A 12,679-nucleotide genomic window follows, 5' to 3' on the forward strand; every position below is an offset into this window, starting at 1 on the left:
CAGCGATAGCGATAGATCAGTCAGCCAAGATTCCGGATCAGTTGAACTCGTCACCCACCGGATACCGGCTCGCATTCAAGCTCTCTTTGATCTTGCGCAAATGCGGCTGGAAATCCACCCCGCGACGCAACGTCATCCCCGTCGCCAAGACATCCAACACGGTCAACTGAATGATCCGCGAAGTCATCGGCATATAGATGTCGGTGTCTTCCGGCAGCGGAATGTTCAGGCTCAAGGTGCTCGCCTTGGCAAGCGGCGAGTTCTCCGCCGTCAAACCCAACACCGAAGCGCCGTTCTCGCGAGCAATGCGCGCCACTTCGACCAGTTCACGGGTACGTCCGGTGTAGGAAATGATCACGAACAGTTCGCCGGTGTGCGCCACCGAAGCAATCATCCGCTGCATCAACACATCGGCGTGCGCGGTGACCGCGAGGTTGAAACGGAAAAATTTGTGCTGCGCATCCAGCGCCACCGGTGCCGAAGCCCCGAGGCCGAAGAAGTGGATTTGCCGGGCCTGAATCAACAGGTCGACCGCGCGGCTGATCAGGTTCGGATCGAGCGCCTGGCAAGCGCTGTCCAGCGAGGCGATGGCGCTGCCGAAAATCTTTTGTGTGTACGCCTCGGGATTGTCATCGGCCTCGACCGCGCGACTGACATACGCCGCGCCGCTGGCCAGGCTTTGCGCCAGTTGCAGCTTGAGTTCGGGATAGCCGCTGACGCCGAACGAACGGCAGAAACGGTTGACCGTCGGTTCGCTCACCGACGCCGCCTGGGCGAGGGCGGCGATGCTGAAGCGGGTGGCCTGCTGCGGGTTGAGCAGGATCACCTCGGCGACTTTGCGTTCGGCCTTGTTCAGGTCTTCAAGGCGACTCTGGATCTGTTCCAGTAAATTTCGCACGCGGTCCATATGGAATTCCTAATTCACCTGCGCAAAGGTGCGCCGGGCTATGCAAATTGGGCCTTTGATATGGCCCGTCACGGTGGCCTATCCTACTGATGCGTCCGAGCGACCACCACTCGGAATCTGTATTTTGCGAAAATGTTGTGGTTATTACTACATTTTCCCTTGAGTGATGCCTTGAAAAAAGGTATTTGTAGCTTAACTTGATAAAAGAACAAACATCATGCCTTCGATTACGGTTGAACCGTGCACCTTTGCCTTGTTCGGCGCGCTTGGCGATCTGGCCCTGCGCAAGCTGTTTCCCGCGCTTTACCACCTCGATGGCGCCGACCTGTTGCACGAGGACACGCGCATCATCGCGCTGGCCCGTGAAGAAGGTTCCGAGCAGCAGCACATGGCGTTTATCGCCGCCGAACTGCGTCGTTATGTGGGCAAAGAGCTGAACGAGGCCGTCGCCGAGCGTTTTCTCGCACGCCTGACCTACCTGCACGTCGATTTCCTCAAATCCGAAGATTATGTGGCGCTGGCCGAACTGGCCGGCAGCACGCAACGCATGATTGCCTACTTCGCCACACCGGCCGCGGTGTACGGCGCGATTTGCGAGAACCTGGCGAAAGTCGGTCTGGCAGAAAACACTCGTGTAGTGCTGGAAAAACCGATCGGCTCCGACCTTGAATCCTCGCGCAAGGTCAACGACGCCGTGGCGCAGTTCTTCCCGGAGAACCGCACCTACCGCATCGACCACTATCTGGGCAAAGAAACCGTTCAGAACCTGATCGCCCTGCGTTTCGCCAACAGCCTGTTCGAAACCCAGTGGAACCAGAATTACATCTCCCACGTGGAAATCACCGTGGCCGAGAAGGTTGGCATCGAAGGCCGCTGGGGCTACTTCGACAAGGCCGGCCAACTGCGCGACATGATCCAGAATCACCTGTTGCAGCTGCTCTGCCTGATCGCCATGGACCCACCGGCCGACCTGTCCGCCGACAGCATCCGTGACGAGAAAGTAAAAGTGCTCAAGGCGCTGGCACCGATCAGCCCGGAAGGCCTGACCACGCAAGTGGTGCGCGGCCAGTACATCGCAGGCCACAGCGAAGGAAAATCCGTACCGGGTTACCTTGAAGAACCGAATTCCAACACCCAGAGCGACACTGAAACTTTCGTCGCTCTGCGGGCCGACATCCGCAACTGGCGCTGGGCTGGCGTGCCGTTTTACCTGCGTACCGGCAAGCGCATGCCGCAAAAGTTGTCGCAGATCGTCATCCACTTCAAGGAACCGTCGCACTACATCTTCGCCCCCGAGCAGCGCTTGCAGATCAGCAACAAACTGATCATCCGCCTGCAACCGGACGAAGGCATTTCCTTGCGCGTGATGACCAAAGAGCAGGGCCTGGACAAAGGCATGCAACTGCGCAGCGGCCCGCTGCAACTGAATTTCTCCGACACCTGGCGTAGCGCTCGGATCCCCGATGCCTACGAGCGGTTGTTGCTGGAAGTGATGAACGGCAATCAGAACCTGTTTGTCCGTAAAGATGAAATCGAAGCCGCGTGGAAATGGTGTGACCAGTTGATCGCCGGTTGGAAAAAATCCGGTGACGCGCCCAAGCCGTACGCCGCCGGGTCGTGGGGGCCGATGAGCTCCATTGCATTGATCACGCGGGACGGGAGGTCGTGGTATGGCGATATCTAATGTGCAACTGCCTGCGGGCGTAAACGCTCACGAATTCAAGAGCCCGGTGCTGTTGGCCGAAGGTCTGGCGCTGAACGTCGCCAAGCAATTGAGCGAGGCCATTGCGGCACGCGGCAACGCGGTGCTGGTGGTGTCGGGCGGTCGCAGCCCGGTGGCGTTTTTCCAGCACCTGGCCAAGCAGGAACTGGACTGGTCGAAGGTCGTCGTAACCCTCGCCGACGAGCGTTGGGTGCCGGTTGAACACGCCGACAGCAATGCCGGTTTGCTCAAGCAGTACTTGCTCAAAGGTCCGGCGGCCAAGGCGCAGTTCCTCAGCCTTTATAGCGCGGCGGCCAACGTCGAACAGGCGGCCGAACAGGCTGATCGCTTGCTCGCCGAGTTGCCGCCGATTGACGTGCTGGTGCTGGGCATGGGCGATGACGGCCACACGGCGTCGCTGTTCCCCGACAGCCCAAACCTGACCGAAGCCTTGCAGGCCGATGGCGTGCGCCGTTGCTGGCCGATGCTGGCGCCGAGCGTGCCGCGTCAGCGCTTGACCATGAGCCGTGCGCTGCTGGCGTCGGCGAAGCACAAGATTCTGTCGATTTCCGGTCAGTCGAAGCTGACCACCCTGAATGCCGCGCTGGCATCCGACGACGTCGCCGCCATGCCGGTGCGCGCGTTTCTGCAACCTACGTTAGACATTTACTGGTGCCCATGAGCCAAGGAACAGCCGCTATGACAACCCCATCCCCGACCGTTTCCATGGCGGACAAAGTTGCCCTGATCGACAGCCTCTGCGCCAAGGCGCGGATCCTGCCGGTGATCACCATCGCTCGCGAACAGGACGTGCTGCCGTTGGCCGACGCCTTGGCCGCCGGTGGTCTGACCGCGCTGGAAGTGACCCTGCGTTCGCAGTTCGGCCTCAAGGCCATTCAGATCCTGCGCGACCAGCGTCCGGAATTGATGACCGGTGCCGGCACCGTGCTCGATCGCAACATGCTCGCGGCGGCAGAAGCGGCAGGTTCGCAATTCATCGTCACCCCGGGCATCACCCGTGATTTGCTGGAAGCCAGCGTCGACAGCCCGATTCCGCTGTTGCCGGGCATCAGCAACGCCTCCGGCATCATGGAAGGCTACGGTCTGGGTTATCGCCGCTTCAAGCTGTTCCCGGCTGAGGTCAGCGGTGGCGTCGCGGCAATCAAGGCCCTCGGCGGCCCGTTCGGCGAAGTGAAATTCTGCCCGACTGGCGGCGTCGGCCCAGCCAATATCAAGAGCTACATGGCGCTGAAAAACGTCATGTGCGTGGGCGGTAGCTGGATGCTTGATCCAGAGTGGATCAAGAACGGCGACTGGGCGCGGATTCAGGAATGCACCGCCGAAGCGTTGGCGCTGCTGGACTGATTGATACCAAACACTTCGTTGTGTGTTCTACGGCTTTACGGTGCGCTCGGTCGGCGCACCGTTTTTTTTGCCCACAGAAAAGCCAACATCAAAAGATCGCAGCCTGCGGCAGCTCCTACATGGCAACGAGGCTGCGATCTTTTGATCTTGCTTTCAAATGGCGACGCCAAAAGATCGCAGTCCGGAGTTACGACGCGATACATAGTTACCGCACACAGGCTTTTGCGTGGCGCTAATCTGCGTTCATCTTATGGAAGAGAGAACGTGTCATGGATCGAGACTCTGCAACAGCCTCACTGAACCCCGTTTATCAACTGGCCCCCGAGCAGATCGCCGGGCCGTATTTCCGTAACCCGCAACTGTTGCGTCGCAACATCAGCGAAGGCGCTGACGGCTTGCCGCTGCTGCTGCGCCTGACCATCGTCGATGCAATGACCGGTGAGCCCGTCAGTGGGGCGCTGGTCGACATTTGGCATTGCAACGCGCGGGGTGCGTATTCGGGCTGGAGCCGGATCAACCCGGACCTGGAAGTCGACTCCGACGACATCGGCTCGATCCCGCGCACCGACGATGACACGTATCTGCGCGGCAGCCAGTTTTGCGATCACAAGGGCAGGGTGCGTTTCACCACGATCTATCCGGGCTTCTACGCCGGTCGTGCGCTGCACATTCATGTCGCGGTGCGCATCGTCAGTGGCAACGAGTTTCTCGAAGAACGTAACGTGGCCTGGGTCGGGCAGCTGTATTTTCCTGAAGTTGTCTCGCGCTCGGTGCTCAACGCCAAGGCCTATCGTGGCCGGGCAACGACGGCGCTGAACAATGCGCAGGACAGCATTTATGCCGACATGGGCGGCGAGGCCTCGACCTTGACGGTCTGGCCGATCGGCCGCGATTCCCACGAGGACGGTTTCTTCGGCCACCTCACGATCGGCATCGACACGTTTGCCGCGTCTTCGCAGATCAAACCCGAGGACTTCGACAAATATACCGTCTAGCCAATCAGCGCAGTTCGTTCAGCGCGCGGGTCAGCAGTTGCATGTCACCAGCGGTGGTCGTCAGCCCAGGGGTGATGCGGATGCACGGCCCGCACGCAGCACCGTTGCGCACCACGGTAAACAGATTGAAATCATTGAGCAGGCGCTCGGCCATGGCCTGCTGATCGTCATGGCGGCTGAAACGCAGCGCGGTGATCCCGCAATACAAGCGTGGATCGTCCGGCGTCATCACTTCGATGCCCGGCAAGTGCCGCACGGCGCTGACCCACAGGTTGCGCAGGTAGTTGAGTCGCGCGCCTTTGGCCGCAGCGCCACCGAGTGAACGATGTTCCTCGAACACCAGCGGCAGAGTCATCAGCGCCGGAATGTTCGGTGTGCTGTAAGAGGTGCGGGCGCGGATGTCATTGATCGGGTAATGCATCTCGCCCATGTCGGGGTCGATGTCGGCCAGGCGTTGTGGCGCGATATAGAGGAAACCGAGGGTCAGTGGTGCGCCGATCCACTTGTGCAGGTTGTAGCCGGCGAAGGCGATACCCAATGCCTCGAAATCGAACTCGATCTGCCCCAGGGCGTGGGCGCCATCGAGGATGATGTCGACCCCGTACTCCTTGGCCAGCGCGGCGATGGCTTGCACTGGCATCACCAGCCCGGTGCGGTGGGTAACGTGGGTCAGGGCCATCAGCTTGAGTTTCGGATGGCCGATAAATACCTCGCGGTACGCCTCCAGCAAACTGTCGAAACTCGCCGGATGGGTGTGGGCAATCTCGATCACCTCGACGCCGCGATGCTTGGCCAGCCAGCGCATGGCGCCCTTGACCGTGTCGTACTCCAGGTCGCAGATCAGCACCTCATCACCCGGCTGCAGGCGGTTGTAGTTGCGGATCAGCGACTGCAAACCTTCGGTGGCATTGCGCGTGAACGCTACGCTTTGTGCGCGCACGCCAATCAACTCGGCCAGTTGAGCGCGGATATCGAGGTTGTCGTGCTGCTCAAAACGCTGGCGCACGTACACCGAGTTGCTGGTGTTGATCAGCTCGATGTTGCGCTGATACTCCTCGATCACCGTGCGCGACATACGCCCGAAGTAACCGTTCTCCAGGTTCACGGGACCGGGTTGCACATCGTATCGGTCGGCAAACGTCTGCCAGAAGGCTTCGTCACGGGCGCGGCGGGTGTTGTCAGGCATGGCGGCTGGCTCTATAGAGGAGGGCGCTTCAGTGGCGCGGGGCAGGTTTGCCATGTTTGGCGCGTAGCGGTTCGAGCAAGTCAGACAAGCCGTTGTGGTCGATCTCCTGCATCAAAGCGAGCAGGCCACCGAGTTCGCCATGGGGAAAACCTTCGCGGGCAAACCAGTTCAGATAAGGCCCCGGCAGGTCGGCAATGATCCGGCCCTTGTATTTGCCGAAGGGCATTTCGCGGGTGATCAGCAGTTCGAGTTTTTCGGGATTCATCAATGAGATCGTCTGGCTTCAAATCAGCTTGGAAAATACAGGCATTCTGCATGCAGGCCAAATGACAGATCATGCAAATAACCGCAATACAGATAGTTCAATTGTATTTAAGTTGCTGATTTATAAGGGTTTGTTGGTTTTGAAAAAACTGGCACGCACACTGCAATATCCCTTGCATCTTCCACCGATCGCAAGGAATTGAAAAATGACCGACGTTAATAAAGAAGCCATCTCTGTACTCAATGACCTGATTGAAACCAGCAAGGACGGTCAGGAAGGGTTCAAGACTTGCGCCGAAGACATCAAGCACCCAGAACTGAAAACCTTGTTCGTGACTCGCTCTGCCGATTGCGCCACCGCTGCAGCTGAACTGCAGGCCGAGGTTCGCAAGCTGGGCGGTGATCCGGAAACTTCTACCAGCGTCAGCGGTGACCTGCACCGTCGCTGGGTCGACGTCAAAGCCATGTTCACCGGCAAAGACGAAGAGGCTGTACTGAACGAAGCCGAGCGCGGTGAAGACCACGCCCTGAAGGCTTATCGTGAAGCCATCGAGAAAATCAACAAGCACAACCTGGTGGGCATTCGTGACCTGGTTGAACGCCAATACCACGGCGTACAGCGCAACCACGACCAGGTGAAAGCCCTGCGTAACCAGGCTCGCGCACGCTCGTAAGCGTACGCCAGTAACAAAAAACGCCAGCTAGTCTGGCGTTTTTTTATGGGTGTTTTGAAAGCAAAAGATCGCAGCCTGCGGCAGCTCCTACAGGGACGCATTCCCCTGTAGGAGCTGCCGAAGGCTGCGATCTTTTCAATCAGCCAATGCTGATCGCCGGCAACGTCGGCAGCGTTACAGTCTGCTGCTTGCGCGGCGCCAGAATCTCCGCCTCACCGTCCACCACCAACTCATCACGCTGGTTAAACACGCGAGTAGCAATACGCACACGAAACTTCGGCAGCTTCTCGAGAATTTCCAGTCGCACGGTCAGCGTGTCGCCGATTTTCACCGGCTTCTGAAAGCTCATCTGCTGACCGATATAAATAGTGCCCGGCCCAGGCAGCTCGCACGCCACCGCGGCACTGATCAGCGCGCCGCTGAACATGCCGTGCGCGATTCGCTCCTTGAACATGCTGGCCGCTGCAAACTCGGCATCCAGGTGCACCGGGTTGTGGTCGCCCGACATCGCGGCGAACAGCTGAATGTCACGCTCTTCGACGGTCTTGCTGTAGCTGGCGGTCTGGCCGACTTCAAGGGCTTCGTAAGGGATGTTGGTAACCTGGGTCATCGGTCTTGATTCCTCTGATGGATCAAATCAATCCACAAAAAATTTATTCGCTGCGGTGAGGGCGCGGATGGCTCAGGACCTGATCAATCCAGGCCAGCACATCGGCGATCACTTCGTCGCGGTTGGTTTCGTTGAACAATTCGTGCCGCGCCTGCGGGTAGATCTGCAGTTGCAGGTTCTGGCTGCCGGCTGTGCGCAATGCGTTGGCCAGATCTGTCAGACGCTTGCCGTCACTCACCGGATCACATTCGCCGCCGATCACCAGCAATGGCAGGCCGGGGTCGATCTGGGCGAGATTGGACGCTTTGCTGATTTGCTGCAAGCCGCCGAGCAAGTCGATCCACAGCTGATTGGTGCAACGGAAGCCGCACAGCGGGTCGGCGGCGTATCGATCGACTTCGGCCGGGTCGCGGCTCAGCCAGTCGAACCGTGTGCGCACCGGCTTGAACTTGTTGTTGAACGAGCCGAACGACAACCACTCGATCAGCGCACTGCGACCCTTGCCGCCCTGCCGCAGTTTTTCCAGGCGGGCGATCTGCCGCGCCGCGCCATACAGCGCCACCGGCTGGAAATTCGAACCGCTGAGAATTGCCCCATGCAGGCTGGCGCTGTGGTGCAGCAGATAACCCTGGGCGAGATAGCTGCCCATGCTGTGGCCGAGCAGGATGATCGGCACGCCGGGATGCTGTTGGCCGATGTGCTGATTGAGGCTGGCAAGGTCACCGAGGACTTTGCACCAGCCGTCTTCATCGGCGAAATGCCCGAGCGTCCCATGATCGGCAGTTTTGCCATGTCCACGCAGATCCGCGGCGTACACCCCATATCCTTTGTCGCAAAACGTGTCGGCCAAACGCGCGTACCGAGCGCTGTGTTCCGCCATGCCATGGGCCAGCAGAACCACCGCCTTGAGCGGCGCGCGAGGCAGCCAGCGATTGACGTACAGGCGGCTGCGGTCACTCGCGTCCAGCCATAGGGTGTCGTGGGTCATGGCGATTCCTTTGCTCTGAGTCGGCACATTGTATAGCGCGTCTGATCAGCCCACGCCACGGCACGAAGATTCACACGATCAATGACGGCTTTGCCCGTATTTGCCTCAATGGCCATAACTGCTAGTGTCCGTGAAGCTCCGCTTTTTCAGAAATGACAGAAAGCGGCCCGGATCGGCTCAGGTAAAGAGGACAAGAACAATGCAACCTGATTTCTGGAACGACAAGCGCCCGGCCGGCGTACCGCTGGACATCGACATGGGCGAGTTCAAGTCGGTGATCGAGGTGTTTGAACGTTCCTGCAAGAAGTTCGCGGATCGCCCGGCGTTCAGCAACATGGGCGTGACCCTGACCTACGCTGAACTCGAACGCCAGAGCGCCGCCTTCGCCGGTTACCTGCAAGCGCACACCGATCTGGTGCCGGGCGATCGCATTGCGGTGCAGATGCCCAACGTCCTGCATTACCCGATTGCGGTGTTCGGTGCGTTACGCGCCGGGCTGATTGTGGTCAATACCAACCCGTTGTACACCGCGCGGGAGATGCGTCACCAGTTCAAGGATTCCGGCGCGCGCGCATTGGTTTACCTGAACATGTTCGGCCAGAAAGTCCAGGAAGTGCTGCCCGACACCGACATTCAGTACCTGATCGAAGCGAAGATGGGCGACCTGATGTCCACCGCCAAGGGTTGGCTGGTCAACACCGTGGTCAGCAAAGTGAAAAAAATGGTCCCGGAGTATTCGCTGCCGCAAGCGATCTCCTTCAAGAGCGCGCTGCGCATGGGCCGTGGCCTGGGCATCAAGCCGTTGAAGGTCAGTCTCGACGACACCGCCGTGCTGCAATACACCGGTGGCACCACCGGCCTGGCGAAAGGCGCGATGCTGACCCACGGCAATCTGGTGGCGAACATGCAACAAGTGCGTGCGTGTCTGGCGCAGCTCGGGCCGGACGGTCAGCCACTGCTGCGCGAAGGTCAGGAGGTGATGATCGCGCCGCTGCCGCTGTACCACATCTATGCCTTCACCGCGAATTGCATGTGCATGATGGTCTCCGGTAACCACAACGTACTGATCAGCAATCCGCGCGACATTGCCGGCTTCATCAAAGAGCTGAAGAACTGGCGTTTCTCGGCACTGTTGGGTTTGAACACGCTGTTCGTCGCACTGATGGAGCACCCGGATTTCAAGACCCTGGACTTCTCCAGCCTGAAACTCACCAACTCCGGCGGCACTGCGCTAGTGAAAGCCACCGCCGAGCGTTGGGAGCAGATGACCGGTTGCCGCATCACCGAAGGCTACGGTCTGACCGAAACCTCGCCGGTGGCCTGCACCAATCCGTATGGCGACCAGTCGCGCCTCGGCACGGTCGGCCTGCCAGTGCCGGGTACCTTGCTCAAAGTCATCAACGATGACGGCGTCGAGCAGCCGATGGGCGAGCGCGGCGAGCTGTGCATCAAGGGCCCGCAGATCATGAAAGGCTACTGGCTCAAACCGGAAGCCACCGCCGAAGTGCTGGATGCCGAGGGCTGGTTCAAGTCTGGCGACATTGCGGTGATCGATCCGGACGGATTTGTACGGATTGTCGATCGCAAGAAGGACATGATCATCGTCTCCGGTTTCAACGTGTACCCGAACGAGATCGAAGACGTGGTGATGGCCCATCCGAAAGTCGCCAACTGCGCGGTGATCGGCGTGCCGGACGAGCGCTCGGGCGAGGCGGTGAAGCTGTTTGTGGTAGCGCGGGAGACCGGCGTCAGCCTTGAAGAGTTGAAGGCTTACTGCAAAGAGAATTTCACCGCATACAAGGTGCCGAAACACATCGTGCTGCGTGAGTCGTTGCCGATGACGCCAGTGGGTAAGATCCTGCGCCGTGAGTTGCGCGATATCGCTTAACGCTTGAAAACAAAAAGATCGCAGCCTTCGGCAGCTCCTACAGGAAACACATCCCATGTAGGAGCTGCCGAAGGCTGCGATCTTTTGCTTCTAAGCCCCAAATTCCGGGGCTTTCAAAGTGTTATAGGATTTTTGCTCTAAAATGACCGTTAGCAAGTCTTGAGTCACAAACATGACTGTATGGGCCGCTTTTGGCTCTAGTCGACCCTCGGCAAAGCTGCTACTCTCGGCGCGCTTTGTGACTTCTCGGCCTATCTAAAAGCCAGATTCACCAATACAAAACAAACACCAATAATAATCGCATCAAATGCGGTGAAGAATTCGCGTTGCTGAGGAGTGGGCTTCCATGATCGAAGACTTTTGGAAGGATAAGTACCCCGCTGGAATTGCTGCCGACATCAATCCAGACGAGTACCCGAATATTCAGGCAGTGTTGAAGCAGTCCTGCCAACGCTTCGCCAACAAACCGGCTTTCAGCAACCTGGGCAAGACAATCACCTACGGTGAACTGTACGAATTGTCCGGTGCGTTTGCCGCGTATCTGCAACAGCATACCGACTTGCAGCCCGGTGATCGAATCGCCGTGCAATTGCCCAACGTTCTGCAATACCCGGTAGCCGTCTTCGGTGCCATCCGCGCCGGGCTGATCGTGGTCAACACCAACCCGCTGTACACCGCGCGGGAAATGGAACACCAATTCAACGACTCCGGTGCCAAAGCCCTCGTTTGCCTGGCCAACATGGCGCATCTGGCCGAAGCCGTGGTGCCGAAAACCGGCGTCAAACACGTCATCGTCACCGAAGTCGCCGACCTGCTGCCGCCGATCAAGCGCCTGCTGATCAACAGCGTCATCAAGTACGTGAAGAAAATGGTCCCGGCCTATCACTTGCCCAAGGCCGTCAAGTTCAATGACGTGCTGAGCAAAGGCCAGGGCCAGCCTGTGGCCGAAGCCAACCCGGACAGCGGCGACGTTGCGGTGCTGCAATATACCGGTGGCACCACCGGCGTTGCCAAGGGTGCGATGCTGACCCACCGCAACCTCGTCGCCAACATGCTGCAGTGCAAGGCGCTGATGGGTTCGAACCTCAATGAAGGTTGCGAGATCCTGATCACGCCGCTGCCGCTGTACCACATCTATGCGTTCACCTTTCATTGCATGGCGATGATGCTGATCGGCAACCACAACATCCTGATCAGCAACCCGCGCGACCTGCCGGCGATGGTCAAGGAACTGTCGAAGTGGAAGTTCAGCGGTTTCGTCGGCCTCAACACATTGTTCGTGGCGCTGTGCAACAACGAAGGTTTCCGCAAGCTGGACTTCTCGGCGCTCAAAGTCACCTTGTCCGGCGGTATGGCCCTGCAACTGGCCGCTGCCGAGCGCTGGAAAGCGGTGACCGGCTGCTCGATCTGCGAAGGTTACGGCATGACCGAAACCAGCCCGGTGGCCACCGTCAACCCGATCCAGAACATCCAGATCGGTACCATCGGCATTCCAGTGCCGTCGACCCTGTGCAAAGTCATCGACGATGCCGGTGTCGAGCAGCCGCTGGGTGAAATTGGCGAGCTTTGCATCAAGGGCCCGCAAGTGATGAAGGGCTACTGGCAGCGTCAGGAAGCCACCGATGAAATGCTCGACAGCGAAGGCTGGTTGAAGACCGGTGACATCGCGCTGATCCAGCCGGACGGCTACATGCGCATTGTCGATCGCAAGAAAGACATGATTCTGGTCTCCGGTTTCAACGTTTATCCGAACGAACTGGAAGACGTGCTGGCGACTCTGCCGGGCGTGTTGCAGTGTGCGGCGATCGGCGTGCCGGACGAGAAGTCGGGCGAGGCGATCAAGATTTTCATCGTTGCCAAACCGGGTGTCACCCTGACGAAAGAGCAGGTGATGGATCACATGCGTGCCAACGTCACGGGCTACAAGGTGCCGCGTTCGGTGGAATTCCGCGATGCGCTGCCGACGACCAACGTCGGCAAGATCCTGCGCCGCGAGTTGCGCGATGAAGAGCTGAAGAAGATCAAGGCCAAGTCCGCCGCCTAAACCAAAAAGCCCCGCATCAGCGGGGCTTTTTGTTGCAGATCAAAAGATCGCAGCCT

The 12,679-nt window shown here is 59.0% G+C and carries 12 protein-coding genes; 7 read left to right on the top strand and 5 right to left on the bottom strand.

Annotated elements, in window-relative coordinates:
- Window positions 1-37: 37 nt before the first annotated feature.
- Complete coding sequence (locus PMI37_RS16600; RefSeq protein ID WP_171057240.1) at window positions 38-898, bottom strand: MurR/RpiR family transcriptional regulator; 861 nt, start codon at window positions 896-898, stop codon at window positions 38-40.
- A gap of 226 nt (window positions 899-1,124) precedes the next feature.
- Between PMI37_RS16600 and zwf the strand changes: the two genes are divergently transcribed.
- The 4 genes from zwf to PMI37_RS16620 all read left to right on the top strand — a co-directional run bounded on the left by zwf (window position 1,125) and on the right by PMI37_RS16620 (window position 4,969).
- Window positions 1,125-2,591, top strand: coding sequence for a glucose-6-phosphate dehydrogenase (zwf, locus tag PMI37_RS16605; protein WP_008082813.1), 1,467 nt, complete (start codon window positions 1,125-1,127; stop codon window positions 2,589-2,591).
- The gene (pgl, locus tag PMI37_RS16610) at window positions 2,578-3,291 is read left to right on the top strand and encodes a 6-phosphogluconolactonase (protein ID WP_008082814.1); all 714 of its coding nucleotides are present in this window, start codon (window positions 2,578-2,580) and stop codon (window positions 3,289-3,291) included. The genes zwf and pgl overlap by 14 nt, the downstream gene beginning before the upstream one ends.
- 17 nt (window positions 3,292-3,308) lie before the next feature.
- On the top strand, window positions 3,309-3,974 hold the full coding sequence (locus PMI37_RS16615; RefSeq protein WP_008082815.1) for a bifunctional 4-hydroxy-2-oxoglutarate aldolase/2-dehydro-3-deoxy-phosphogluconate aldolase: 666 nt from the start codon (window positions 3,309-3,311) through the stop codon (window positions 3,972-3,974).
- 269 nt (window positions 3,975-4,243) lie between these two features.
- On the top strand, window positions 4,244-4,969 hold the full coding sequence (locus tag PMI37_RS16620) for an intradiol ring-cleavage dioxygenase (protein ID WP_008082816.1): 726 nt from the start codon (window positions 4,244-4,246) through the stop codon (window positions 4,967-4,969).
- A gap of 4 nt (window positions 4,970-4,973) precedes the next feature.
- Here PMI37_RS16620 and PMI37_RS16625 read toward each other — a convergent pair whose 3' ends face one another.
- Both PMI37_RS16625 and PMI37_RS16630 read right to left on the bottom strand, forming a co-directional pair.
- Window positions 4,974-6,155 carry an aminotransferase class V-fold PLP-dependent enzyme gene (locus PMI37_RS16625; protein ID WP_008082818.1) on the bottom strand — a complete coding sequence of 394 codons (1,182 nt, stop codon included), beginning with the start codon at window positions 6,153-6,155 and terminating at the stop codon, window positions 4,974-4,976.
- 28 nt (window positions 6,156-6,183) lie between these two features.
- On the bottom strand, window positions 6,184-6,420 hold the full coding sequence (locus PMI37_RS16630) for a DUF3820 family protein (RefSeq protein ID WP_003227425.1): 237 nt from the start codon (window positions 6,418-6,420) through the stop codon (window positions 6,184-6,186).
- 205 nt (window positions 6,421-6,625) lie between these two features.
- Here PMI37_RS16630 and PMI37_RS16635 point away from each other — a divergent pair, with 205 nt between their 5' ends.
- Complete coding sequence (locus PMI37_RS16635) at window positions 6,626-7,093, top strand: ferritin-like domain-containing protein (RefSeq protein ID WP_008082820.1); 468 nt, start codon at window positions 6,626-6,628, stop codon at window positions 7,091-7,093.
- A 139-nt stretch (window positions 7,094-7,232) separates the two neighbouring features.
- Here PMI37_RS16635 and PMI37_RS16640 read toward each other — a convergent pair whose 3' ends face one another.
- Window positions 7,233-7,703: a MaoC family dehydratase gene (locus PMI37_RS16640; protein WP_003227420.1), complete on the bottom strand. Its 471-nt coding sequence runs from the start codon at window positions 7,701-7,703 to the stop codon at window positions 7,233-7,235.
- Between the two features lie 43 nt (window positions 7,704-7,746).
- The gene (locus PMI37_RS16645) at window positions 7,747-8,691 is read right to left on the bottom strand and encodes an alpha/beta hydrolase (RefSeq protein WP_008082822.1); all 945 of its coding nucleotides are present in this window, start codon (window positions 8,689-8,691) and stop codon (window positions 7,747-7,749) included.
- A gap of 199 nt (window positions 8,692-8,890) precedes the next feature.
- On the opposite strand from PMI37_RS16645, the gene fadD2 reads away from it, so the two are divergent.
- Together fadD2 and fadD1 are read left to right on the top strand one after the other, a co-directional pair.
- Window positions 8,891-10,579 carry a long-chain-fatty-acid--CoA ligase FadD2 gene (fadD2, locus tag PMI37_RS16650; RefSeq protein ID WP_008082825.1) on the top strand — a complete coding sequence of 563 codons (1,689 nt, stop codon included), beginning with the start codon at window positions 8,891-8,893 and terminating at the stop codon, window positions 10,577-10,579.
- Between the two features lie 346 nt (window positions 10,580-10,925).
- Window positions 10,926-12,623: a long-chain-fatty-acid--CoA ligase FadD1 gene (fadD1, locus tag PMI37_RS16655; protein WP_008082828.1), complete on the top strand. Its 1,698-nt coding sequence runs from the start codon at window positions 10,926-10,928 to the stop codon at window positions 12,621-12,623.
- The last annotated feature ends 56 nt before the right edge of the window (window positions 12,624-12,679 follow it).

The organism is Pseudomonas sp. GM80, from assembly GCF_000282515.1.
Taxonomy (GTDB): Bacteria; Pseudomonadota; Gammaproteobacteria; order Pseudomonadales; family Pseudomonadaceae; genus Aquipseudomonas.